At 71.6% G+C, this 23,291-nt stretch carries 15 protein-coding genes and 2 pseudogenes; 9 read left to right on the top strand and 8 right to left on the bottom strand.

All coding sequences use genetic code 11. The features are described 5' to 3' along the window. The first annotated feature begins 210 nt into the window (after positions 1-210). The 5 genes from DBP14_RS11350 to DBP14_RS11330 all read left to right on the top strand — a co-directional run bounded on the left by DBP14_RS11350 (position 211) and on the right by DBP14_RS11330 (position 9,013). Entirely contained in the window at positions 211-2,310 is a 2,100-nt protein-coding gene (locus tag DBP14_RS11350) for a thioredoxin domain-containing protein (protein WP_164992304.1), read from the top strand. 217 nt (positions 2,311-2,527) lie between these two features. Then, entirely contained in the window at positions 2,528-3,796 is a 1,269-nt protein-coding gene (locus DBP14_RS11345) for a glycosyltransferase (protein ID WP_129307113.1), read from the top strand. After that, complete coding sequence (locus DBP14_RS11340) at positions 3,793-5,442, top strand: phospholipid carrier-dependent glycosyltransferase (RefSeq protein ID WP_129307112.1); 1,650 nt, start codon at positions 3,793-3,795, stop codon at positions 5,440-5,442. The genes DBP14_RS11345 and DBP14_RS11340 overlap by 4 nt, the downstream gene beginning before the upstream one ends. Beyond that, positions 5,439-6,617, top strand: a complete 1,179-nt coding sequence (locus DBP14_RS11335) for a glycosyltransferase family 2 protein (protein ID WP_129307111.1) — start codon at positions 5,439-5,441, stop codon at positions 6,615-6,617. Before DBP14_RS11340 ends, DBP14_RS11335 begins: the two co-directional genes overlap by 4 nt. After that, positions 6,614-9,013: a galactose oxidase early set domain-containing protein gene (locus DBP14_RS11330; protein WP_129307110.1), complete on the top strand. Its 2,400-nt coding sequence runs from the start codon at positions 6,614-6,616 to the stop codon at positions 9,011-9,013. Before DBP14_RS11335 ends, DBP14_RS11330 begins: the two co-directional genes overlap by 4 nt. An 81-nt stretch (positions 9,014-9,094) precedes the next feature. Here the strand turns inward: DBP14_RS11330 and DBP14_RS11325 are convergent, their stop codons facing one another. From DBP14_RS11325 to DBP14_RS11310, 4 genes and pseudogenes are all read right to left on the bottom strand, one after another. Beyond that, positions 9,095-9,820, bottom strand: a complete 726-nt coding sequence (locus tag DBP14_RS11325; protein WP_129307109.1) for a Mut7-C RNAse domain-containing protein — start codon at positions 9,818-9,820, stop codon at positions 9,095-9,097. 33 nt (positions 9,821-9,853) lie between these two features. Then, the gene (locus DBP14_RS11320) at positions 9,854-10,489 is read right to left on the bottom strand and encodes a TetR family transcriptional regulator (protein ID WP_129307108.1); all 636 of its coding nucleotides are present in this window, start codon (positions 10,487-10,489) and stop codon (positions 9,854-9,856) included. Then, positions 10,486-12,124 (bottom strand): annotated as a pseudogene (locus DBP14_RS11315) (MFS transporter). Before DBP14_RS11315 ends, DBP14_RS11320 begins: the two are co-directional and overlap by 4 nt. Positions 12,125-12,238: 114 nt before the next feature. Continuing rightward, the gene (locus tag DBP14_RS11310) at positions 12,239-12,952 is read right to left on the bottom strand and encodes a hemolysin III family protein (RefSeq protein ID WP_129307107.1); all 714 of its coding nucleotides are present in this window, start codon (positions 12,950-12,952) and stop codon (positions 12,239-12,241) included. Positions 12,953-13,265: 313 nt separating this feature from the next. Here DBP14_RS11310 and DBP14_RS11305 point away from each other — a divergent pair, with 313 nt between their 5' ends. Then, positions 13,266-15,089 (top strand): phosphoenolpyruvate carboxykinase (GTP), encoded by a 1,824-nt coding sequence (locus DBP14_RS11305; RefSeq protein WP_129307106.1) that lies wholly within the window; start codon positions 13,266-13,268, stop codon positions 15,087-15,089. A 379-nt stretch (positions 15,090-15,468) separates the two neighbouring features. Here DBP14_RS11305 and DBP14_RS11300 read toward each other — a convergent pair whose 3' ends face one another. After that, positions 15,469-15,894: a hypothetical protein gene (locus tag DBP14_RS11300; protein ID WP_129307105.1), complete on the bottom strand. Its 426-nt coding sequence runs from the start codon at positions 15,892-15,894 to the stop codon at positions 15,469-15,471. 115 nt (positions 15,895-16,009) lie between these two features. Then, entirely contained in the window at positions 16,010-17,221 is a 1,212-nt protein-coding gene (locus DBP14_RS11295; protein WP_129307104.1) for a pyridoxal phosphate-dependent aminotransferase, read from the bottom strand. Positions 17,222-17,347: 126 nt separating this feature from the next. Here DBP14_RS11295 and DBP14_RS11290 point away from each other — a divergent pair, with 126 nt between their 5' ends. Next, entirely contained in the window at positions 17,348-18,157 is an 810-nt protein-coding gene (locus DBP14_RS11290; protein ID WP_241740870.1) for a hypothetical protein, read from the top strand. A gap of 173 nt (positions 18,158-18,330) precedes the next feature. Beyond that, positions 18,331-19,224: a serine protease gene (locus tag DBP14_RS11285; RefSeq protein ID WP_129307103.1), complete on the top strand. Its 894-nt coding sequence runs from the start codon at positions 18,331-18,333 to the stop codon at positions 19,222-19,224. Positions 19,225-19,254: 30 nt separating this feature from the next. Here DBP14_RS11285 and DBP14_RS11280 read toward each other — a convergent pair whose 3' ends face one another. Continuing rightward, complete coding sequence (locus DBP14_RS11280; RefSeq protein WP_129307102.1) at positions 19,255-20,880, bottom strand: D-aminoacylase; 1,626 nt, start codon at positions 20,878-20,880, stop codon at positions 19,255-19,257. A gap of 18 nt (positions 20,881-20,898) precedes the next feature. Next, entirely contained in the window at positions 20,899-22,185 is a 1,287-nt protein-coding gene (locus DBP14_RS11275; RefSeq protein WP_129307101.1) for an alanine racemase, read from the bottom strand. A 172-nt stretch (positions 22,186-22,357) separates the two neighbouring features. Between DBP14_RS11275 and DBP14_RS36790 the strand changes: the two are divergent. After that, a pseudogene (locus tag DBP14_RS36790) lies at positions 22,358-23,062 on the top strand (sugar kinase); the annotation flags it as partial. Between the last annotated feature and the right edge of the window lie 229 nt (positions 23,063-23,291).

Genomic DNA, 23,291 nt, shown 5'->3' with positions numbered 1-23,291 from the left:
CCCACGGACGCGGAGAGCGGGCTGCCGTGGTGCGCGCGGTGCGGGGCGTTCTTCGGGCGCTCCCTGCCCGCCTGTCGGGGGCTGTGGTGGTGGCGCAGCGCAGCCACTCGTCAGCCGGTCCGGCCGCGCGAGCACTGAGCGGCCCCGTCCGTGCGTCCTTCCCCCGTGGCGCATGGGCGGGGCGGAGGCGGTGTGCGCAAGGATGGGGGTATGCCCAACCGACTCGCGCAGGCCACGTCCCCGTACCTCCTCCAGCACGCGGACAACCCCGTTGACTGGTGGCCATGGGAGGCCGGCGCGTTCGAAGAAGCCCGGCGGCGCAACGTCCCCGTGTTCTTGAGCGTCGGCTACAGCGCGTGCCACTGGTGCCACGTCATGGCACATGAGTCCTTCGAGGACGACGACACCGCTGCGTACATGAACGAGCACTTTGTGTCCGTCAAGGTGGACCGTGAAGAGCGGCCGGACGTGGATGCCGTCTACATGGAGGCCGTGCAGGCCGCCACGGGGCAGGGCGGCTGGCCCATGTCCGTCTTCATGACGCCGGACGGGGAGCCGTTCTACTTCGGCACGTACTTCCCGCCGGAGCCCCGCCATGGGATGCCGTCCTTCCGGGAGGTACTCGAAGGTGTCCACAGCGCGTGGACGAGTCGGCGTGACGAGGTGGGTGAAGTCGCCGCGAAGATCACCAAGGACCTTGCCGGGCGGGAGCGGAGTATCGAGTCCGCAGGGGTGCCCACCGACGAGACTCAGGCCCTGGCGCTCCTCCAACTGACTCGGGACATCGACACGGCGAGCGGCTGGTTCAAGGGAGACACCAAGTTCCCGCCGTCGATGGTGGTCGAGTTCCTGTTGCGCCACCATGCGCGTGCCGGTTCCGTGGCGGCGCTGGAGATGGCAGAGGGGCTGTGCGGCGCGATGGCTCGTTCGAGCCTGTACGACCAGGTGGGAGGCGGGTTCCACCGGTACGTACTCACGCCCCGCCCGCATGGACCTTTGGTACCGCACTTCGAGAAGATGTTGTACGACAACGCCCTGCTGTGCCGCGTGTACGCGCACCTGTGGCGGGCCACCGGCTCCGACTTCGCCCGGCGCGTCGCCCTGGAGACCGCCGACTTCATGGTGCGTGAACTGCGCACGAGTGAAGGGGGATTCGCCTCCGCGCTCGACGCCGACAGCGACGACGGCAGCGGGCGGCACGTCGAGGGGGCGTACTACGTGTGGACGCCCGAGCGGCTGCGGGAGGTGCTCGGCGAGGAGGACGCCGAACTCGCCGCGCGGTACTTCGGTGTGACGCAGGAGGGCACCTTCGAGGAGGGGCAGTCCGTTCTGCAGCTCCCGCAGGACGGTCCCGTGCTCGATGCGGCCAAGGCCGCGTCCATCAGGGAGCGGCTGCTGGCGGAGCGCGCCGAGCGGCCCGCGCCCGGCCGGGACGACAAGGTCGTCGCCGCGTGGAACGGGCTCGCCGTCGCGGCGCTCGCCGAGACCGGCGCCTACTTCGACCGCCCCGACCTGGTCGGCGCCGCCGTCGCCGCCGCCGACCTCCTCGTACGGCTGCATCTCGACGAGCACGCCCACCTCGCCCGCACCAGCCGGGACGGCCGCGCCGGTGCCAACGCGGGGGTGCTGGAGGACTACGCCGACGTCGCCGAGGGATTCCTCGCGCTCGCCTCCGTCACCGGCGAGGGCGTCTGGCTGGACTTCGCCGGCCTGCTCGTCGACCATGTGCTGGCCCGCTTCACCGACCCGGACACCGGCTCCCTGTACGACACCGCCTCCGACGCCGAACGGCTCATCCGCCGGCCGCAGGACCCCACCGACAACGCCGCCCCGTCCGGCTGGAGCGCGGCGGCCGGCGCCCTGCTGAGCTACGCCGCGCACACCGGCTCCGAGCCCCACCGGGCCGCCGCCGAACGGGCGTTGGGCGTCGTCAAGGCGCTCGGTCCGCGCGTGCCCCGGTTCATCGGGTGGGGGCTGGCCGTCGCCGAGGCCCTCCTCGACGGGCCCCGCGAGATCGCGGTCGTCGGACCGGCGGCGAAGGAGGAGGACGCCGGTGGGTACCGGGGCCCCAGCCTGCCCGCCGACGACAGGACGACCGCCTTGCACCGCACGGCACTTCTCGGCACTGCCCCGGGCGCGGTCGTCGCCGTGGGGGCCTCGGGGAGCGACGAGTTCCCGTTGCTGGAAGGCCGACCGCTGGTCGCCGGGGGAGCGGCCGCCTACGTCTGCCGGCACTTCACCTGTGACGCCCCGACGACCGACCCGGAGCAGTTGCGTGCCGCGCTCAACAGCCCCGGGAACGGCGGCTGATCGGCGGGAACAACGGAAGCGGAAGTAGTCCGTCCTGCCGGAATTGCGCAAGTGATCGATTAGGTCACGCTATTCGCACCCCCGTACCGAAACACGCTATTTATCGGAACAGCTCCCCGGATTCACAAATCCCCCCTACTCTCTTCACGGCGGCGAGCCGAGCGGTGACGCTCGGTCGCGCCCACAGGGGGTTATCGGGGATCTGGGGGGATCTTTCTTGCTGACGTCTGTCTTCATCGCTGCCGTTTCGCTGGCGCTGTTCTGGATGGCCGCCTTCACCCTGTGGTGGCAGATGCACGCGTGGCGCACGCCCGAAGTGCTCGCCTCCACCCGGTTCGGCAGACCCGACGGGGCCGAACACCTGTCGTTCTCTCTGCTCCTGCCCGCCCGGCACGAGCAGGCCGTGCTCGACCACACCATCCAGCGGCTGCTGCAGTCCACACACACCGACTTCGAGATCATCGTGATCGTGGGGCACGACGACCCCGAGACGACCGCGGTCGCCGAACAGGCCGCCGCACAGGACCCGCGGGTCCGGGTCGTCGTCGACACCCACGAGAAGAAGAACAAGCCGAAGGCCATGAACACGGCGCTGCCGCACTGCCGCGGCGACGTCGTCGGGGTCTTCGACGCCGAGGACCAGGTCCATCCCGAGCTGCTCGCGCACGTCGACCACGCGTTCCGGACGACGGACGCGGACGTCGTGCAGGGCGGGGTGCAGCTCATCAACTTCCACTCCAGCTGGTACAGCCTGCGCAACTGCCTGGAGTACTTCTTCTGGTTCCGCTCCCGGCTGCACCTGCACGCGCAGAAGGGGTTCATCCCGCTCGGCGGGAACACCGTGTTCGTCCGCACCGGTGTGCTCAGGGAGGCGGACGGCTGGGACCCGGACTGCCTGGCCGAGGACTGCGACCTGGGCGTGCGCCTGTCCAGCGTCGGCAAGAGGGTCGTCGTCGCCTACGACTCCGACATGGTCACCCGCGAGGAGACGCCCGGCTCGCTCATGGCCCTGCTCAAGCAGCGCACCCGCTGGAACCAGGGCTTCCTCCAGGTCTACCGGAAGAAGGACTGGACCCAGCTCCCGGCGGCACGGCAGCGTCTTCTCGCCCGGTACACGCTGATGACGCCGTTCCTGCAGGCCTTCTCCGGGGTGGTCATCCCGCTCAACGCGGCCGTCGCGCTGTTCCTGGACGTGCCCGTCGGGGTCGCGTTCCTGACCTTCCTGCCGCTGGTCACCGCCGCCGTCACGTTCGTCTTCGAGCTGGTCGGACTGCACGACTTCGGCCGGCAGTACGGCCTGAAGGTCCGCTTCGTCCACTACGTCAAGCTCATCGTCGGCGGCCCCTTCTACCAGGTCCTCCTCGCCGGGGCCGCGATCCGCGCCGTATGGCGTGAGCAACGCGGCCGTAACGAATGGGAGTTGACCAGCCACGTCGGCGCGCACCTCACCGCGGCCGAGCCCCTCCGAGAGGACGTGTCCGCGTGACCTCCACCCTTCCCGCGGTGACCGCCCCGAAGGTCCCCGCGCAGCGCCCACCCGCGCCCGAGACGGGTTCGACCGGTCGGACGAGCCCGCCGCAGCGGCTCCGCTCCTCCCGCCCCGACCTGCTCCTGTGCGGGGCGCTGCTGCTCGCGGTCCTTCTCGTCCAGGGCTGGAACATCTCCGCCTACCCCACCCTCAGCGACGACGAGGGCACCTACCTGGCCCAGGCCTGGGCCGTGCAGCAGGGCACCGGACTGGCCCACTACACCTACTGGTACGACCACCCGCCGCTCGGCTGGATCCAGATCGCCCTGCTCAGCTGGCTCCCCTCCGTCATCAGCCCCGGCTCGATGACCGTCGGCACCATGCGGCTCGTTATGCTCGGCATCGGCGCGGTCAGCGCCGTCCTGGTGTACGTCCTCGGCCGGCGGCTCCTGCTGCCCCGCTGGGCCGCCGGACTCGGCATGGCCCTCTTCGGGCTCTCCCCGCTGTCCGTCGTGCTCAGCAGGGAGATCTTCCTCGACAACATCGCCGTGATGTGGCTGCTGCTGGCGTTCTGCCTGGCCGCCTCGCCCAGCCGCCACCTGTGGCACCACTTCGGCGCGGGCCTCGCCGCCGCCGCGGGCGTCCTCACCAAGGAGACGATGCTCGTCGTCCTGCCCGCCCTGTTCGTCACCATGTGGCGGCACAGTCATCGTGACACCCGCAAGTTCGCCCTCACCGGAGCCGTCACCGCCTGTGCCCTGATCGGCCTCTCCTACCCCCTCTTCGCCCTGCTGAAGGGCGAGTTGTGGCCCGGTCCCGGACACGTATCCCTCTGGGAGGGCATCACCTACCAGATGTCCCGCCCCGGCTCCGGCTTCATCCTGGACACGCACTCCGGCAGTTACGGCGTCCTGCACTCCTGGCTGTACTACGACCGCGTCCTGCCCCTCGGCGGCCTCGCCGGAGCCCTGCTCCTGCTGGCCGGATGGCGCTGGTCGGTCACCGCCCGCGCCCTCGCCGGACCGGCCCTGGCGGTCGCCGTCCTCACGGCCGTCGCCCTGCGCCCGAACGGCTACCTGCCCGCCATGTACGTCATCGGCGCCCTGCCGTTCCTCGCCCTGGTCCTCGCCGGCGGCGCCGCCTCCGTCGGCCGGGCGGTCCTGCGCCGCGGCCGGGCCGAGGGCGAGAGGCGGTACCTGACCGGCGGCCGGTACGCGCTCGCCGCCGTCCTCACGCTCGCCGCAGGCGCCTACGTCGTCCCGCACTGGTACGACGGCGACCGCACCGCCCTCACCGCCGACGCCAACAAGCCCTACCGGCAGGCCTCCCACTGGCTCAGCACCGAGGTCGCGGAACCGCAGGACACCCGCGTCCTCGTCGACGACGCCCTCTGGCTGGACCTCGTGCACGCCGGATACCGGCCCGGACTCGGCGCGATCTGGTTCTACAAGGCGGACCTCGACCCCGCCGTCGCCAAGACCATGCCGCACGGCTGGCGGGACGTCGACTACGTCGTCGCCTCCCCGACCGTCCGCCGCGACGCCAAGGACCTCCCGAACGTCCGCGCCGCCATCCAGCACTCCACCCCGGTCGCCACCTTCGGCACCGGACCCGACCGCATCGAGATCCGCCAGGTCCGGACCACCGCGGGAGACGCCCGATGAGCAGCCACGAGTACACCAGCGCCCTCGGCGAACCCGACGTCACCGAGGTCCCCGAACCCGGCGCGGTCACCGTCGTCGTACCGACGTTCAACGAGTCCGCCAACGTCCGGCAGCTGCTGCACCGGATCACCGAATCGGTGCCCGCCCGGCTGCCCTGCGAGGTCGTCTTCGTGGACGACTCCACCGACGACACCCCCGAGGTGATCCGCGCGGCCGCGCAGGACTGCCCGTTCCCCGTGACCGTGCTGCACCGCGAGGAACCGGCCGGCGGACTCGGCGGGGCCGTCGTCGAGGGACTGAAGGCGGCCACCTCCGAGTGGATCGTCGTCATGGACGGCGACTGCCAGCACCCGCCCTCCCTCGTCCCGGACCTGGTCGCCACCGGCGAACGCGCGAACGCCGGGCTCGTCGTCGCCTCCCGCTACCTCAAGGGCGGCAGCCGCGCCGGACTCGCCGGCGGCTACCGGGTCGCCGTGTCCCGCGCGGCGACCTGGCTCGCCAAGTCCCTCTTCCCGCGCCGACTGCACGGCATCAGCGACCCGATGAGCGGCTTCTTCGCCATCCGCCGCAGCGCCGTTACCGCCGACGTCCTCAAACCGCTCGGCTACAAGATCCTCCTCGAACTCGCCGTACGCAGCCGACCCCGTACGGTCGCCGAAGTGCCGTTCGTCTTCCAGGACCGGTACGCCGGCGAGTCCAAGTCCACCGCCGCCGAGGGCCTGCGCTTCCTGCGGCACCTCGCCGGGCTGCGCACCGCCTCGCCGTTCGCCCGCATGGTCGGCTTCGGCCTGATCGGCGTCAGCGGCTTCCTGCCCAACCTGCTCGGCCTGTACGTCCTCACCGCCCTCGGCCTGCACTACGTGCCCGCCGAGATTCTCGCCAACCAGTTCGGCGTCGCCTGGAACTTCCTGCTCATCGAGCACCTGCTGTTCCGCGACCGGCGTGCGCACCGCCGCTGGTGGGACCGGCTCGGCCGATTCGCGCTGCTCGCCAACGCCGACCTGGTGCTGCGCATCCCGCTGATCGCCCTGTTCGTCCACCGGTTCGGGATGGGCGCCCTCACCGCGACCACCCTCGCCCTCGTGACCACGTTCGTCGTGCGCTTCGCCGGGACCGAGGCGCTGGTGTACCTCCCGCGCCGCCGCCGGCGCACGTCCGCAAGGAGCCGCGTATGACCCGCCGCAGAAGGACCGCGCTGATCGGGGTGGGGGCCCTGACCGCCGGTCTGCTCCTCACCGCGCCCCAGCCCGCCGAGGCCGCCAACCTCGTGAAGAACCCGGGCTTCGAGACCGCGGGCGCCGGCGACATGCCGTACTGCTGGGAGAAGTCCGGCTGGGGCGACAACGACTTCACCTTCGAGACGACGTCCGACGCCCACTCCGGCGGCAAGGCCATGAAGGTCACGCTGACCCGCCGGACCGACGGCGACCGCAAGGCGCTGATCACCGAGTCCGCCGACTGCGCGCCCACGGTGAGCGCGGGCAAGCAGTACGACCTCGGGCTCTGGTACAAGACGACCACCCCGGACGCCAACATCACCCTGTTCCGGCACGACACCACCGCCGGCTGGCAGTACTGGACCGACCTCAAGACCCTCGACATGGCCTCGGCCTGGACGCAGGCCACCGTCCGCACCCCCGAGGCGCCCGCCGGCACCGATCGCATCACCTGGGGCGTCTCCGTCTACGGCACCGGGTCCGCGACCACCGACGACTACACCATGGACCAGGCCCCGGACACGCTCCCGCCGGCCGGGTGCACGGGCACGGACGACCAGTGCGCGAACGGCAGCTGGTCGGTGCTGCCCACGCAGAACCCGGTCCGCTCCATGCACTCCGTCGTCCTGAACAACGGCAAGGTGCTGCTCATCGCCGGATCCGGCAACAGCGAGGAGCAGTTCAAGGCGGGCACCTTCACCAGCGCCGTGTACGACCCGGCGAACGGCACCTACAAGGTGATCCCGACGCCGAAGGACATGTTCTGCGCCGGGCACGTGCAGCTGCAGGACGGCCGGGTGCTGGTGATGAGCGGCAACGCGGCCTATCCGGTGCCGGGCGGCCACGGCTACGAGGGGTTCAAGGACTCGTACATCTTCGACCCGAAGACGGAGACCTACACCAGGACCAACGACCTCAACGACGGCCACTGGTACCCGTCGGCGACCGAACTCGGCAACGGCGACGTCATCACGTTCGGCGGGCTCCGCGAGGACTCCACCGGTTCGGTGACCGCCGAGCTGTGGTCCGACAAGGACCAGCAGTGGCTGCCGACGTGGAAGGTCAACCAGACCTGGTCGTACTGGGGCCTGTACCCGTCGATGATCCTCATGCAGGACGGCCGCCTCTTCTACACGGGCAGCCACGTCTTCGGCGACAACATCCCCGGCACGGGCTCGGCGATCTACGACTACGGCGCCAACACCATCACCCAGGTCCCCGGGCTGCAGAACAAGGACGAGCGGGACCAGTCGGCCAGCGTGCTGCTGCCCCCGGCGCAGGACCAGCGGGTGCTGACGCTCGGCGGCGGCAACATCGACTCCAACCCGGACGCGAACCGGCTCACCGACGTCATCGACCTCAAGCAGGCGAACCCGTCGTACGTCGCCGGACCCCCGATCCCGCAGGGCACGGTCGACCTCGGCAGCGGGCCGCAGCCGGAGACCGGCAACCAGGGCAAGATGTACGTCTCCGCGGTGCTGCTGCCCGACGGCAAGGTCCTGGAGACCGGAGGCGCGCTGCACAACCGGGCGAACCCGGTGTACGAGTCGTCGATCTACGACCCCGGCGCCGGCACGTTCGACCCCGTGGCCGCCGATCCCGAGTCCCGCGGCTACCACTCCTCGGCGTTCCTGCTGCCCGACGGCCGCGTGATGGCCACCGGCGACAACCCGGGCAACGGCTCCTGGAACCACAACGTGTCCATCTACACCCCGCCCTACCTCTACAAGGGCACCCGGCCGACGATCACCTCGGTCATCAACCAGGAGTGGAAGTACGGCGACACGCAGCGGATCACGGTGGACCGGCCCATCGCCAAGGCCGAGTTGATCCGGCCGGCCGCGGTGACGCACTCCTCCGACCCCAACCAGCGGTTCCTGGACCTGCCGCTGTCCGTCGACGGCAGCAACGTCGACCTCAACGTCACCAGCAATCCGAACCTGGCGCCGCCGGGCTGGTACATGCTGTTCGGGGTCGACGCCAACGGGGTGCCGTCCGTGGCGAAGTGGGTCCATCTGCAGGGCCCGGCGGCGCTGGGTTCCGCCGAAGCGTCCCCCCACGTGCACGCGTTCGCCGACTCGCTGTCCGGTAAGGAGTCCGGGCCCGGCCAGAAGCGGGCGTCCCAGAAGGTCAGCCCGACCATCTCCGGGTGCGACCGGCACTACGGCTCCGCCAACGTGTGCGTGCCCACGGCGTTCCCGGCCGAGGTCAAGAAGACGGCCAAGGCCCGCTGCGATTGGCTGGCGCGGAACCACTACGGGCGGTTGAAGGTCAACGGCGGGGACGATCCACTCGGTCTGGACCGCAACCGCGACGGGGTTGCCTGCGGCAAGGCGGACGTGAGGGCGCGATAGGAGTGGGTGGGGACTGCTGTGTGGCGGCCGCGGGTCGTTCGTGGTTACTCGCGCAGTTCCCCGCGCCCTACAGGGGCGCGTTCAGGCCCCGTATTTCTTCAGGGCGTCCTCCACGATCGCCTCCAGCTGGTCGTGGTGGGCGCCCTTCCAGTAGGCGCGGCCGCAGGACGCGCACTGGGCGAAGGCGTCGTACGTCTTCTGGGTGCCGTGTTTCAGCTGGGCGGCCACCTCTTCCTTGGTGGCCTGCTTCAGGGGGCCGTTGCAGGCTGTGCAGCGGGTCCAGGGGGAGAGGGCGGGGCGGAAGCGGTCGAGGATGTCGTGGAGCTGGTCGTCGGGGCGGGTGCTGTAGACGTAGGCGCCGGCCCAGAGTTCGCGGCGGCGCAGCAGGCCCCGGTCGCGGCTGAGCATGACGCGTTTCTCGGCGGCCGAGCGGGCGGCGAGCGCCGGGTCGCCGATGTCCGTCGACTCGTACGCGGTGTCGACGCCGAGGAGGCGCAGGCGGCGGGCGAGGGTGCCGAGGTGGACGTCGAGGAGGAAGCGGAGCGGGGCGCCCGGGACGTGCTGGGGGCGCTCGACGGGGCGGACCGCGACCCGTTCGCCGGCCTGCGGGACGTGTGACACCGGCACCGGTTCGCCGTCGACCGTCAGGGTTCCCACCTCGGTGAGCGGCACGCCGAGGGACTCCACGACGTGGCCGAGGGTCGAGACGCCGTCGACAGCGGCGGGCGTGGCGTCCCGCCGGCGTCCGTGCGGGACGAACAGGTGCAGCTCGGGGGCGAACTCGACGATGATCTCGGGTGCGTTCACCCGGTCAGGATGGCACGGAGGGGCGGGCGCTCTTCAGGGCTTTTTCGGGGGCAGGCCGTGTTCGAGGACGTCCAGGGTGCGGTCGATCAGGCCGGTGAAGTCCTCCCGGTGGCCGTTCTCGGCCCAGTAGAGGGTGGTCTCCATCAGGGCGCCGACCAGCGACATGGCGTACGCCCGGACCTCCAGGCCCGCCGGGTCGCGGCCGGTGCGCTCGCCGATGACCTGGCACAGCATGCGGCCGGTGACCGACATGCTCTCCATCATGCGGGAGCGCACCGCGGGGACCTCGACCATGAGCCGGGTGCGCAGCCGGGAGTCCGGTTCCTCCTCCACGCCGACCCGTACGGCCTCCCGCAGCACGGAACGGATGGTGTCCGTCCACCGCTCCTCGGCGGGCCGTCGCCTGATCTTCTCCAGGAGGACCGGGTCGTACTCGTCCGTGAGGACGATGTCCTCCTTGGTCGGGAAGTAGCGGAAGACGGTCGACGGCGACACCTCGGCGCGCTCGGCGATCTGGTCGATCGTCGTGGCGTCGTACCCCTGTTGTTCGACCAGCGCGTAGGTCGCGGAGCGGATCGCCTCGCGGGTCTTGATCTTCTTGCGTTCGCGCAGGCCCGGCCGCGGGCGGTCGGCGGGGGAGTCGGTGCGTGGTGCCGTCATGGTGGTCATTGTCGGGCATCGTCCCTCGCCGCGGCCACGGCCGGGTCCGGCTCCGGGGAGGGCGCGCCGGTCCGGATGTCCGCCGTTCCGGGCAGGAAGGCGGCCGCCAGGAGGGCGGCGAGCAGGGCCGCTGCCCCGCACACCAGCAGCACCAGGCCCATGCCGTGTACGTACGCGGCGTCGGCGGAGGCGGCCAGGTGCGCGGAGTGGGTGCGGGCGGCGATCAGATGGGCGGCGACCACCGACTCCCCGGCGGTGTGCGCGACCGGCGCGGGCAGACCGGTGACGTCCAGCCGGTCCCGGAACGCGCTCGCGAGCAGGCTGCCGAGCAGGGCGATGCCGATCGTGCCGCCGACCTGGCGGAGCGTCATGAGCAGCCCGGAGTCTCCCCCACTGCCCTAAAGGCGTGGGGGGACCCCCAGCCGGCACGGTCGGCGGGGAGCGCGCCCAGGGCGCCGTCCATCGCGGGGACGACGGAGAAGCCGAAGCCGAGCCCGGCGACGGACAGCCACAGCGCGGTGAAGCCGTAGCCGGAGTCCACGGTCGTGCGGCTGCCGAGCAGGGCGGCGAAGGCCAGTACGACCAGGCCCGCGCTGACCACCGCCCGCGCCCCGAACCGGGCTACGACGGGCTGGGCGCCCTTGGCGGCGATCATCAGCCCGCCCATCATCGGCAGCAGCCTGAGGCCGGTGCCGAACGCGTCGTTCCCGAAGACCGCCTGGAGGTACGACGGCAGGACGAACATCAGGCCGGACAGCACGAACATCACCAGGGTCGCGGCGACCGTGTTGAGCAGGAAGCCGCGCCGGGCGAGCAGGGCCATGTCGAGCATGGGCCGTATCGCCCGGCGTTCCCGCAGGACGAGCGCGGTGACGAGGACGGCGGTGGCGGCGAACAGGGCCAGCACCAGCGGGTCGCCCCAGCCCGTCCGGGCGCCTCGATGATGGCGTAGACGAGGGCGCCGAGGCCGGTCGCGGTGAACGCGGTGGAGAGGACGTCGACCTTCGGGGAGGCGGGATCACGGGTCTCGGGGAGCAGGAACACGCAGGCGGCGACGCCGATGGCGACCATCGGGACGTTGACCAGGAACACCGAGCCCCACCAGAAGTGGTTCAGGAGCCAGCCGCCGACGATGGGGCCGAGCGGCAGGCCGAGCGCGGAGGCGGCGGAGATGAGGCCGACGGCCTTGGTGCGCTCGTCCGGGCCGAACAGCGAGGGCAGTACGGACAGGGCGAGCGGCATGACCAGGGCGCCGCCCACGCCCATGACGGCCCGAGCCGTGACGACCCAGTTCACGTCGCCGGCCAGGGCGCCCACCAGGGAGCCCGCGAGGAAGATCCCGAGTCCGGTGATCAGCATCCGGCGCCGCCCGAACCGGTCGCCGAGCAGGCCCGCCGGGAGCATCAGCGCGGCGAAGACGACGACGTACGCGTCGGCCATCCTCCCCCAGAGCTAAACGCCTGGGGGGACCCCCAGCTGCTGGCCGGTGCTCGCGCCGAGCTGGGCGGCCATGGTCGGCAGGGCCACGTTGAGGATCGTGAGGTCGAAGCCGAGCATCAGCATCCTCGCGACCAGGGCCCCGAGCGCCCACCAGCGGCGCGGGTCGGTGCCGGGGGAGTGAGTGGCAGTACGAGTGACAGCCATGAAATGATATTGGCTCTCAAAATGTAGAGCATGTCAATCGGTAGTCCGCGTCAGGACATGTCAAAGAGGCCACGGCTCAGGTGAGCCGTGGCCTGGGGCCGAGGGGGCGCGGGGCTACGTGTGCTGGTACGCCACCAGCGAGATGCCCACGTAGTGGACGACGAACGCGGCCAGCGTGAAGGAGTGGAAGACCTCGTGGAAGCCGAACCAGCGCGGTGACGGGTTCGGACGCTTGATGCCGTAGACGACGCCGCCCGCGCTGTAGAGCACACCGCCGACGATCACCAGGACCAGGACCGCGATGCCGCCCGCGTGCATGAAGTCGGGCAGGAAGAAGACGGCGGCCCAGCCCATCGCGATGTAGCACGGGGTGTAGAGCCAGCGGGGCGCGCCGACCCAGAACACCCGGAACACGATGCCGGCGAGGGCCGCGGCCCAGATGCCCCACAGCAGCCACTGGCCCTTGGCGCCGGGCAGGAGCAGCAGGGTCAGCGGGGTGTAGGTGCCCGCGATGATCAGGAAGATGTTGGCGTGGTCGAGCCGGCGCAGGACGCCGTCCATGCGCGGGCTCCAGTTGCCCCGGTGGTACAGCGCGCTGACCCCGAAGAGCAGACAGGCCGTCAGGACGTAGATGCCGCAGGCGATCCGGCCCCGGGTGGAGTCGGCGAGAGCGGTGAGCACCAGACCCGCTATGAGCACGGCCGGGAACATGCCGAGGTGCAGCCAGCCGCGGAGTCTGGGCTTGACCGGGTGCGGCAGGGAGAGCGCGGCGGGACGGCGGCCGGTGGCCGTCGGGTCCGTGGGCGCGTCGGGGACGGACGCAGACATGGCCGCATGGTACCGGCGGCACCGTAAGTCCCTTGTGAGCGTCCCTGGTGAACGCGCCCCTCGTGGGTACCCGATCCGCCGCCTGATCGTGCCCGCAGGCAAAAGATCCTTCAGCCGAGGCCAACGTGGACGCAAAAAATCACGGAAACCGTGGGATTCCTCACGTGCTCACCTGTGATGCCCTCTGGACATATGGGCACTAGACTCGGATGATCAAATGAGTGCGGTCGGCACCGGATGAGCAGCTACGAAGCATCCGGGTCGCGGCCCCCAAGGGGCGGAACAAGACAAAATCCCTCACTTAGGAGCAATCGTGGCGCGCGACATCGCGGCTCCCACCGTGGTCCCCACCAACCACCAGGAACTGATCTCCTGGGTCAACGAGATCGCCGAACTGACGCAGCCGGACAGCGTGGTCTGGTGTGACGGATCCGAGGCCGAGTACGAGCGACTGTGCGAAGAGCTCGTCGGCAAGGGCACCTTCAAGAAGCTCGACCCGATCAAGCGCCCCAACTCCTACTACGCGGCCTCCGACCCGAAGGACGTCGCCCGCGTCGAGGACCGCACCTTCATCTGCTCCGCCAAGGAGGAGGACGCCGGCCCCACCAACCACTGGAAGGACCCCGCCGAGATGCGGGAGATCTTCCACGGCGAGAAGGGCCTCTTCCGCGGCGCCATGCGCGGCCGCACCATGTACGTCGTCCCGTTCTGCATGGGCCCGCTCGGCTCCCCGCTGTCCGCGATCGGCGTGGAGATCACCGACTCCGCGTACGTCGCCGCTTCCATGCGCACCATGACCCGCATGGGACAGCCCGTCCTCGAAGAACTCGGCGACCAGGGCTTCTTCGTGAAGGCCGTGCACTCCGTCGGCGCCCCGCTGGAGGAGGGCCAGGACGACGTCCCGTGGCCCTGCAACACCACCAAGTACATCTCGCACTTCCCCGAGGACCGCGAGATCTGGTCGTACGGCTCCGGCTACGGCGGCAACGCGCTGCTCGGCAAGAAGTGCTACGCCCTGCGCATCGCCTCCGTCATGGCCCGCGACGAGGGCTGGCTCGCCGAGCACATGCTCGTCCTCAAGCTGACCCCGCCCACCGGTGAGCCCAAGTACGTCGCCGCCGCCTTCCCGTCGGCCTGCGGCAAGACCAACCTCGCCATGCTGGAGCCCACGATCTCCGGCTGGACCGTCGAGACCATCGGCGACGACATCGCCTGGATGCGATTCGGCGAGGACGGCCGCCTCTACGCCATCAACCCCGAGGCCGGCTTCTTCGGCGTCGCGCCCGGCACCGGCGAGCACACCAACGCCAACGCGATGAAGACGCTGTGGGGCAACTCGGTCTTCACCAACGTCGCCCTCACCGACGACGGCGACGTGTGGTGGGAGGGCATGACGCAGGAGACCCCGGCCCACCTGACCGACTGGAAGGGCAACGACTGGACGCCCGAGTCGGGCACCCCGGCCGCGCACCCCAACGCCCGCTTCACCACGCCCGCCTCGCAGTGCCCGATCATCGCGCCCGAGTGGGAGAGCCCCAAGGGCGTGCCGATCTCGGCGATCCTCTTCGGTGGCCGCCGCGCCTCCGCCGTGCCGCTGGTGACCGAGTCCTTCGACTGGAACCACGGCGTCTTCCTCGGCGCCAACGTGGCCTCCGAGAAGACCGCCGCCGCCGAGGGCAAGGTCGGCGAGCTGCGCCGCGACCCGTTCGCCATGCTGCCGTTCTGCGGCTACAACATGGGCGACTACATGGGCCACTGGATCGAGGTCGGCGCCGACAAGGACCAGGCGAAGCTGCCGAAGATCTACTACGTCAACTGGTTCCGCAAGAACGACGAGGGCAAGTTCGTCTGGCCGGGCTTCGGCGAGAACTCCCGTGTCCTGAAGTGGATCGTGGAGCGCCTGGACGGCAAGGCCGAGGGCGTCGAGACGCCGATCGGCATCCTGCCGACCAAGGAGTCCCTCGACACCAACGGTCTGGAACTGTCCGACTCCGACCTGGACTTCCTGCTCACGGTCGACAAGGAGGTCTGGCGCGAGGAGGCCGCGCTGGTCCCCGAGCACCTCAACACCTTCGGCGACCACGCTCCGAAGGAGCTGTGGGACCAGTACCGGGCGCTGGTGCAGCGCCTGGGCTGAGCGCCCGCGCGGGCAGCCCGCCCGTTCACCTCACAGACACCGCGGCCGGTCGGGAGCCCTGACCAGCGATCGTCACGGCCGGCCGCGGTTCGCTCCGCGGGTTCGGCCGGTTCCCCTGGCAGGGGGGCCGGCCTTTCCGTTCGCCCGCGGGCCGGTTCGGGTACCGCCATCGCCCACGGGGTGGTTCGGTGCGGCTGTCGGCCGCGGACGGTTCGGCACCGCCGGGCCGCTGCGTGGGGGTGAGCGCCGTCGCGGCGGATTCAGGGGGGCCGGCGCGGCAGAGTTGTGAGCGGCGGCGGGGTGGAGGTGTGTGGCGCCCGGTCCGCGCGGCTCTGCGGGTGCGCGCGGACCGGGGCCGTCTCGGGGACCCGGGGCGGGGTCAGGGGGTCGTGCTCAGTGCCTTCGGGCCGGCGGCCAGCGCCGCGCTGTGCGCGTCCATCCGCTCGGCGGCGAGGATCGCCACGGCCGTGTCCGCGCGGGACGCCGCGACCACCAGCGCGCGGCCGGCGAGCGCGTGCGCCCGCTCGTGCAGGACGTCGGCGGGTGCGCCGGCGGCGGCGGGCGTGGCCCGCAGCGGGGGCCGTCCCCCGCGCAGCCGGGCCACCTGCCCGGCGAGGCGCTCGGCGGCCGTGTCCAGTTCGGCGGACCGCGTGTGGGCGCGCAGTTCGTCGGTCACGGCGAGCAGCGCCGCGAGGTGTCCGGCGAGCTGGATGTCCAGCTCCTCCTCGCGCGAGCGGTGGGGAAAGTCCGAGGGCGTGCCGGCCATCGTGCTGTGGACCGACTTGGTGCGGATCGGTTCGTACATGGGATGGCCTCCTGTGCGCTGACAGGAAGCCATCCTAGCTTGGAATTCGTCTAAAGTTTGAGTCGAGTCACGGAAGCGGTCGGTTCGTGTGCTCTGTGTCACACGGCATGGGGGTTTACGGCTGCCCGTACCCGTCCAGGAAGCTGCCGATCCGGGTGATGGCGTCCCTGAGGTCACCGACCGAGGGCAGGGTGACCACGCGGAAGTGGTCGGGCTCGCTCCAGTTGAAGCCCGTGCCCTGGACGACCATGATCTTCTCCTGGCGCAGCAGGTCCAGCACCATCCGCCGGTCGTCCTTGATCTTGAAGACCTTCGGGTCCAGCCGCGGGAACAGATACAGCGCCCCCTTCGGCCGTACGCAGGTCACGCCCGGGATCTGGGTGAGCAGTTCGTGGGCGACGTCCCGCTGCTCCTTCAGTCGGCCGCCCGGCAGGACCAGGTCCTTGATCGACTGCCGGCCGCTCAGGGCGGCCACCACGCCGTGCTGTCCCGGCATGTTGGCGCACAGCCGCATGTTCGCCAGGATCGTCAGGCCCTCGATATAGGAGTCGGCGTGCGCGCGGGGACCGGAGATCGACATCCAGCCGACCCGGTAGCCGGCCACCCGGTACGCCTTGGACATGCCGTTGAACGTGAGCGTGAGCAGGTCCGGGGCGACCTTGGCGGTCGGGGTGTGCGTGGCGCCGTCGTAGAGGATCTTGTCGTAGATCTCGTCCGAGCAGACCAGCAGGTTGTGCCGGCGGGCGATGTCCGTCAGCCCCTTCAGCACGGCCTCGTCGTAGACCGCGCCGGTGGGGTTGTTCGGGTTGATGATGACGATCGCCTTGGTGCGGTCGGTGACCTTGCGCTCCACGTCGGCGAGGTCGGGCATCCAGTCGGACTGCTCGTCGCAGCGGTAGTGCACGGCCGTGCCGCCGGACAGGGAGACGGCCGCCGTCCACAGCGGGTAGTCCGGGGACGGCACGAGGACCTCGTCACCGTCGTCGAGCAGGCCCTGCATGGCCATCACGATCAGCTCGGAGACGCCGTTGCCGATGTAGACGTGCTCGACGTCCGTCTCGATCCCGAGGGTCTGGTTGTGCATGACCACCGCGCGGCGGGCGGCCAGCAGGCCCTTCGCGTCGCCGTAGCCGTGCGCCGTGGAGACGTTGCGGAGGACGTCCTCCAGGATCTCCGGGGGGCACTCGAAGCCGAAGGCGGCCGGGTTGCCGGTATTGAGCTTCAGGATGCGGTGCCCTGCCGCCTCCAGCCGCATCGCCTCTTCGAGCACCGGGCCGCGGATCTCGTAACAGACGTTCGCGAGCTTCGTCGACTGGATCACCTGCATGTCCGTGAGCTTACGACCCGGTACCGCCTCATGGGCCGTGTTTTCCGACACGTGAGACACGGCGGTTTGCGTGGATATCGCCGATGACTGTCTCAGGAGTCACTTGCGTACCTAGAATTCGCGGCCATGTACACCGAACGCGAGTACGGGGCGGGGGCGTACGGCGCGCACGGGGCGGGCGGTGAGCCCGGCGGTCCGCCGAACGTGTACCACCCGCAGGCGGCCGACACCCCGGCCTACGACGAGTACGCCGACCCGGCCGCCGCCCACGGCTGGCAGAACGCGTACGACCCGTCGGGCGGCTCGGGGTACCCGGGGCAGCCGGGGGACACGCGCGAGCTTCCTGCGGTGCCCGAGACGGGACCCGCACCCGTAGCGGTACCCGCGCCTGCGCCGGGCCCGGACGCCGCCGGTCCCGGCCGTGTCGAACTCCGTCGAAGCGGAGGCGGAGGCGGAAGCCGGGGCCGGGGCCGGCGTCGGCAGCCGCAGCGGGGCGGACGCCGGCGAGTGGCGCTCGTGGCCGGGGTCCTCGGCGGCGTGGTGTGCGCGGGCGCGCTGATCGCGGGCCTGTCGGGCTCCGGCTCCCCGGCCGGCAGCGGCCGCACCGGCGACGGACCCGCCTCCGGGGACAGCACGGCCACCCGGCCCGGCGACCCCACCGCGTCGGCCACGGCGACCGCCGCCGCCGACGGAGCCGCCGCCACGCCCCCGCCCGCCACCGTCCCGTCGGCCACGGGCGCGGCCACGGCCACCGCCTCGGCGTCCGGCCCCGCCCCCGGGCGGTCCACCGCTCCCGCCGGGGCGGTCACGCCCACGGCCGCCGCGTCCTCGACCGCGCCCGTGCCCACGGACTCGACGGCCCAGCCGGGCGTGTCCTCGTCCTGGCGCCCCGGCGGCCGGGGGCACGGCCGGGGAGCGACGAAGAAGCCCTGGTAGCCCTCCGTCAACGCGGCCTGGAAGCAGGCCGGTTGACCCGACTGTGCCGACGCGGTCCGGCAAACCCCACGGTGCCGCCTCCTTGCCCAGGGACCTCCCTCTCATGAGAATGCTCATGACAAGACGGCGGCCGGAAGATCTCCGGCCGCTCAGTCTGCAGAGGGGACCCCCACATGAACAAGCCTCTCGTGGCCGCGCTCTCGGCCCTGGCGATCGCCGGGTTCGGCGCGGCTCCGGCGGTCGCGGCACCGTCCGGCACGACTCAGGCCGGCGTCACCCAGGCCGGCGTCACCCCGGCCGCCGCGGCGCCGCACACCACGGCCCCGCACGTCAAGGCGCTCGGCTTCGCCGGCACCGTCGCGCTCAGCAACTGCTCCGGATCCGTCATCCGCTTCCCCCGTTCCGCGGACAGCGACCCGGCGCTCGTGATGACCAACGGCCACTGCCTGGAGACGGGCATGCCCGGCCCCGGCGAGGTCATCACCGGCCAGCGCTCCAGCCGCAGCTTCACCCTGCTCAGTTCCTCGGGCTCCCGGCTCGGCACGCTCCGCGCCAACCAGGTCGTCTACTCGACCATGACCGACACGGACGTCACGATCTACCGCCTCACCCGCACCTACGCGCAGATCAAGAGCACGTACGGCATCAGCCCGCTGACGGTCGCCGACACCCACCCGGCCGCCGGCACCGCCATCAAGGTCATCTCGGGCTACTGGAAGCGCACGTACAGCTGCAACATCGACCAGTTCGTGTACGAACTGCGGGAGGGCGACTGGACCTTCAAGGACTCGGTCCGCTACACGTCCGCCTGCGACACCATCGGCGGCACCTCCGGCTCCCCGGTGGTCGACACGGCCACCGGCAACGTGGTCGCCGTCAACAACACCGGCAACGAGGACGGCGAGCGCTGCACGGTGGACAACCCGTGCGAGGTCGACGAGAACGGCAACGTCACCATCCACCAGGGCATCAACTACGCCCAGGAGACGTACGAGATCCCGGCCTGCTTCACCACGGGCAACAAGCTGGACCTGAACGCCTCCGGCTGCGTCCTGCCCCGGCCGTAACGGAGCGGCGCCCCCGCGCGGGGCGGGCGGTCACACAGGAGTGCGGCGGACCGCCCGTCCGGCGAGGACGTCCGTGCGCCGCCCGTCCTCGACGGCGAACCTGCCGTCGACCATGACGTACGGGATCCCCGTCGGCAGCGTACGGGGAGCGGCGAAGGTGGCACCGGGCGCGACCGTGTCCGGGTCGAACAGGACCAGGTCCGCCCGGTGTCCCTCGCGCACCAGCCCGCGGTCCGGCAGCCTCAGCCGGGCCGCGGGGCGCCCGGTCAGGTGGGCGACGCACTCCTCCAGCGTCAGGACGCCCGACTCGCGGACGTAGTGGCCGAGATAGCGCGGGAACGTGCCGTACGCCCGCGGGTGCGGCTTGTCGCCCTGGAGGATGCCGTCGGAGCCGCCGGTGTGGGCGCGGTGCCGCATGATCGCGCGGACGTTGTCCTCGTGGCCGACGTGCTGGAGGACCGTCGTGCCGAGCCGGTCCTCGACGAGCAGTCTGCGGGCGGTCGCCCAGGGCGCCTCGCCACGCGACCGGGCGGCCTCCTGGACCGTACGGCCCACGACGTCGGCCAGGGCCGGGTCGCTCACGCCGGAGATCTCGACCGTCTCCCACTCCACGGGCACGCCGTGGCAGCCGTCGGAGCCGGTCTCCTCCAGGTCGTGCCGGATCCGCTCGGCGGTCGCCGGGTCGGTGAGCCGGGCCAGCACCCGCTCCGGGCCGCCCTCGCTCGCCCAGCTCGGGAGCAGCGCGGCGAGGGTGGTGCAGCCGGGGGTGTAGGGGTAGGTGTCCAGCGTGATGTCGGCGCCCGTGTCCAGGGCCTCGTCCAGCAGGGCCAGCAGATCCGCCGCCCGGCCCTCGTTCACCCGGAAGTTCATCGTCGCGTGGGCCAGGTGCAGCGGACAGCCCGCCTTCCGGGTCAGCTCCACCATCTCGGCGTAGGCCTCCAGGGCGCCGGCGCCGTAGGAGCGGTGGTGCGGGCAGTAGTAGCCGCCGTAGCCGGCCACCACCCGGCACAGCTCGGTGAGTTCGGCGTCGTCGGCGTACATGCCCGGCGTGTACGTCAGCCCGGACGACAGCCCGACCGCGCCCTGCTCCAGCCCCTCCGCCACCAGCTGCCGCATCCGGTCCAGCTCCCGCGCCGTCGCCGGCCGGTCCTCCCAGCCGACCGCGAGCGCGCGGACCGTGCCCTGCGGGACCAGATAGGCGGCGTTGACGGCGATCCCGCGGCCGTCGAAGCCGTGGTCCAGCCGGTCCAGGTACTCGCCGACGCTCCGCCAGTCCAGGTCCAGGTCGTCGCCGTACCCGTTCCAGCCGGTGATCGCCCGGCGGACCTCCTCCCGCGTGCGGTCGTCGACCGGGGCGTACGACAGCCCGTCCTGGCCGAGCACCTCCAGCGTGACGCCCTGCGCCAGCTTCGCGCTGTGGTCGGGGTCGCGCAGCAGGGCGAGGTCGGAGTGGGCGTGCATGTCGATGAAGCCCGGCGCCAGCACCAGCCCCTCGGCGTCCAGTTCCCGCATCGCCTTGGGCCGCAGACAGCCGGCCGCCGCCGCCTCCTTGACGATGGAGACGATCCGGCCGCGGTCGACGACCACGTCGGCTCGGTAGGAGTACCCGCCGCTGCCGTCGACGACGTCCGCGTCCCGGATGACCAACTCCTCCATGGTGCCTCCCGGCGCGCCCTAGAAGAACGTACGGATGTAGTCCACCACCGTGCCGTCCGCCTCGGCCAGCGGGATCAGCTGCCACTTGTCGAAGATCGTGCACGGGTGGGACAGACCGAAGCCGACCCAGTCCCCGACCTCGACGTCCGCCTCGGGGGCGGTGCCCAGCCAGAGGTGCTGGTCGGAGAAGGCGGTCACCTCGATGCCGGTCGCCGGCCGCTCGGTGCCGTCCCGGCGCACCACCTGGGCGACCGGGTCGCCGAGGTCGTAGGCCGCGTCGCGCTTGCCCGCGTTGACGAAGGCCTGGCTGGGGGAGGGCCGCGAGACGACCTGCGCCCACAGGCGGAACGCCGGCTCCAGCGCGCCCTCCTCGGGTACCCGGTTGAACGGGGTCAGCCGGCGGTAGTGCAGGTCGTCGTGCGAGACGTACGCCCCCGAGCGCAGCAGCTTCAGCACCGGGAGGGACATGGCGGGAATGCCGGCGAACACGTCGGCGACGACGTCGAACCACTCGCTGCCGCCGGCGCTCACCACGATCTCGCCGGCGCCCGCGAACCGGCCGGCCTTGTCGAACTCGACGGCGAGCGCCACCAGCCGCTCCAGCCAGCCCCGCACCGACTCCGGACCGGCGCCGGGCACCTGGGCCTCGTACCCCGCCACGCCCACCAGCCGCAGCGTCTCCACGCCCGCCACCGCGTCCGCGACGGCCGCGGCCTCCGCCTCCGTCCGCACCCCGGTCCGCGCGCCCTCGCCCGCGCCCAGCTCCACGACGACGTCCACCGGCCGGGCCGCGCCGTGCAGGGCCGCGTCCATCAGTTCCACGCCGCGCACGGAGTCGACGTAGCAGACGAAGCGGAACTCCGGGTCGGCGGCCAGCTCGCCGGCGATCCAGCGCAGCGCGGCCGCGTCCACGAGCTCGTTGCCCAGGAAGACCCGCTGGATGCCGAACTCCCGTGCCACCCGCACCTGGTGGGGCACCGCGAGGGTGATGCCCCACGCCCCGTGCTCGATCTGCCGGTGGAACAGCCGGGGGGCCATGGAGGTCTTGCCGTGCGGCGCGAAGGTCAGGCCGTGCCGGGTCGCGTACGACTCCATGAGCGCGAGGTTGTGCTCCAGCCGCTCGGCGGACAGCGCGAGGACGGGGGTCGTGAAGCCGCTCGCCGGGTCGAAGAGATTGCGGCGCTGGGCCGCCAGCTCGCCGACGGTCAGTCCGGCGGCGTCCGGCGGGAGGCCCTTGAAGCGGTGGCCGACCCGTTCCCCGGCCAGCCGGGCGAGCGCGACCGCGGTGGTGTGCGTGGAGCGCATGGAACCCCTCTCCGATGTCTTCGTTGCAGCATGTGCAACATGCGTTGCATGGCCTGCTCTGTGGTGTCTAGCATCTCGCCGACACCCGGTCAACGTCCCGGTCAACGGCACCGTGCCGAAAGGAGTCATCATCGTCAACGCTCCTTACGGCGCTGCTTCCGCCCCCGAGGTGGTGGATGTCGTGGCCCTCGGCGAGTCCATGGTCACGTTCCTCCCCACCCGGCCCGGCCGCCTCGCCGACGTGCCCTCCTTCGACCGCGCCATCGGCGGCGCCGAGTCCAACGTGGCCTGCGTGCTGGCGTCCGCGGGGCACACCGCCCGGTGGGTCAGCAGGGTCGGAGCCGACGGCTTCGGCGACCACCTGGTGGCGGAGATCGGCTCCTACGGCGTCGACACCGGCCACGTCGTCCGGGACCCGGCCCGCCCGACCGGCGTCTACTTCCGCACCGCCGGCGACCGGGCGGACGGCACCCACGAGGTCGCGTACTACCGCGCGGGCTCGGCGGCCTCGGCGATGTCCCCGGCCACGGTGGACCTCCGTGCGGTCCGCGCGGCCCGGATCCTCCACCTGACCGGCATCACGGCAGCGCTGTCGCCCGAATGCCGGGCCCTGCTGACGGACCTGACCTCCCCGGCCCCCGGCCGCCCCCTGATCTCCTTCGACATCAACTACCGCCCGGCCCTCTGGCCCACCCCCTCCGACACCGCCCTCCTCCTCACCCTGGCCCGCCGCGCCGACATCGTCTTCATCGGCGAGGACGAGGCAGAGCAGGCCTGGGGCGTAGGCGGCGGCCCCGCCGAAATCCGCTCCCTCCTTCCCGAACCACTCCTCCTGGTGGTGAAACAGGGAGCAAGGGGCGCCACGGCCTACATCACCGACCCCCCGGCCCCCCTCCCCGCACCCGCGTCCCCCCACCCTGACGCGCCCGCTGCCTCGCCCGCGTCGCCCAGCGCTGACGCGCTCGCTGCCTCGCCCGCGTCGCCCAGCGCTGACGCGCTCGCTGCCTCGCCCGCGTCGCCCAGCGCGGACGCGCTCGCTGCCTCGCCCGCGTCCCCCCACCCTGACGCGCTCGCTACCTCGCCCGCGTCCCCCCGCGCGGACGCGC

The organism is Streptomyces sp. L2 (assembly GCF_004124325.1).
In the GTDB taxonomy this organism is placed as follows: domain Bacteria; phylum Actinomycetota; class Actinomycetes; order Streptomycetales; family Streptomycetaceae; genus Streptomyces.
This window is presented reverse-complemented; position numbering and strand designations above follow the sequence as displayed.